This window comes from Mucilaginibacter sp. P4_G9 (assembly GCF_056400985.1).
Genome location: NZ_JBFUKF010000571.1, coordinates 1 through 2,504 on the forward strand (window position 1 = coordinate 1; position 2,504 = coordinate 2,504).

Below are 2,504 nucleotides of genomic sequence, written 5' to 3' on the forward strand. Positions count from 1 at the left end.
CCCTTTAATGAAGTTTTTACAAGCGACATGCTTGCGGGTGCCGAAACACATGAGATGAATTTTTTGGCTTCGGCAGTATTTTTAAATAATGGTAAAAAGTTTACCTGTAAGCTTTTACCGGCCGAGGCACAGCTTTCAATGGTTAACACTATTTTATGTGATGATATTGATAATACAGGCAATGTTAAAATAATTTTAGGGGGTAACTTTTACGGTTTTAAACCAGAAATTGGCCGGCTTGATGCAAGCCATGGGCTGGTTTATCAATATAGTAAAAATGGGTTTAGCTATTTTCCTTCCTTAAAAACCGGGTTTGATTTAAACGGACAGGTGCGTTCGTCATTAGTCATCAAAAATGCACTGGGCAGCAAGTATTACCTGTTTGGTATTAATGACCAACCGCTTAAAGCATATAAATTACGTTAATATTAAAGATGTCGCTACTTACAAAATATATACCTGTACCGATGAAATTGTTTTGCTTCCTATTCTTTATCGGGATTATTTGCCTGGGTGCCTGCAAACCTAAAAAGACGGGCGATGGGGCTTTTAAATTACTATCTGCAGATGAGACAGGAATAGGCTTTGTAAATAAAAACATCGTATCAGATTCTGTTAATATTTTAGATTACCTGTATTTCTACAACGGGGCAGGTGTAGCCGCCGCCGATTTTAATAACGACGGGTTACAGGATCTGTATTTTGTATCAAACCAGGGAGAGAATAAGCTTTATTTAAATAAAGGCGGTTTAAAGTTTGACGACATAACGGCTAAAGCGGGCCTTGCCGGCACAGGCAACTGGAAAACAGGTGTTACTGTAGTTGATATCAATGGCGATGGCTTAAAGGATATTTATGTATCTGCAGTATCGGGCTACAAAACATTTAAGGGCAAAAACCAACTCTACATCAACAACGGCAATCTTACATTTACAGAAAGCGCTGTCAAATATGGGCTCGATTTTGCAGGCCTGTCAACCCAGGTTTCGTTTTTTGATTATGATAAGGATGGCGACCTGGATATGTTCCTGCTCACCTCATCTGTACATAGTAACGATACCTACGGCGATTCTACCTTAAGATTTAAGTACAACCATGATGCCGGCGACCACCTTTTCCGTAACGATGGCGGGCATTTTACAGATGTTACCCAAAAATCGGGTATTTATAGCGCTCCTATAGGCTACGGGCTTGGCCTCAGCATTGGCGATCTGAACAATGATGGTTGGGATGATATTTATGTAAGTAACGATTTTTTTGAACAGGATTATTATTACGTCAACCAACACGACGGTACTTTTAAAGAACAGCTAAAAAGCGCTTTTGGCCATACCAGCCTGTTCTCGATGGGGAATGCCATCAGCGATATCAATAAAGATGGTCATTTGGATGTGCTTACTACAGATATGCTGCCCGAGGATATTAAAGCATTACGATCAACCATTAATGACGAGCCATTGGATATTTATAACCAGGAAGTTAACGCGGGTTATTATTACCAGTATTCAAAAAACTGCCTGCAGTTAAATGTAGCAAATGGGAGCAAGTTTGTTGATATGAGCTTATACAGCGGCGTATCAGCTACCGACTGGACGTGGTCGCCCCTGGTGCAGGATTTTGATATGGATGGCCGTAAGGATCTTTTCTTCTCCAACGGGATTAAAAAGCGGCTCAACGATATGGATTACCTTAAATACCTGGGCAATCCGGGTGTAATGCAGGAGTATCAAACCAGCCGTGTTTTTGATAAAGATAAGATCAACATGATGCCCGATGGCGCGGTGCACAACTTTTTTTATCACGGGGACGATCTGCTTAAGTTTACCGATGCTTCATTTACAAATGATATGCAAAAGCCGTCAATCTCGGCGGGCTCGGTAGCGGTCGACCTGGATAACGACGGTGACCTGGAAATAGTAACCAATAACATGGATGAGCCGGCTTACCTGTATAAAAATACCACTATGGAAACCCGTAGGGATGATAAACCGGGCTTTTTAAAGTACGCTGTTAAGTATATCAAAGCTAACCCGGATGGTATCGGGACTAAGTTTTTCCTTAAATCGGGCAAACAGCTTGATCACCAGGAAGTTCAAACCAGCAATGCATATGAAAGCAACCTGAGTACCGAGTTGCTTTTTACCTTTTTACCCGGCGATAAGCCAACTGAACTTTTAGTGGTCTGGCCCGATAATAGCTGGCAGATAGTAAAGAATTTTAAGCAGGATGCAAAAACAACAATCACTTATGATAGTAAACAGGTACAGTCGGCGGATAATATTTCATCAGTTATAAATGCTTTCATCAGCAATAAAAAGCAGTTTGATTATAAACCTGTGCAGGCTAAACTTTTGGCCAGTGTAAAAACTTTTGATACGCCCGACTTTAACTATTATTCGTTGTTGCCGCATACCTATTTGTTGCACACCCCCGCTATTGCAGTGGCAGATGTTAATGGAGATGGCTATGATGATATTTATGTAGGTGGCTTTACAGGCGAGGAC

General features: G+C 41.1%; 2 protein-coding genes. Both read left to right on the plus strand.

The features are described from left to right. Window positions 1–426 (plus strand): hypothetical protein (locus tag AC1DPZ_RS25440; protein ID WP_477408748.1); only part of this gene is annotated, 426 nt, incomplete at its 5' end. Window positions 427–434: 8 nt separating this feature from the next. Continuing rightward, on the plus strand, window positions 435–2,504 hold a 2,070-nt coding region (locus AC1DPZ_RS25445; protein ID WP_477408750.1), incomplete at its 3' end, for an FG-GAP and VCBS repeat-containing protein.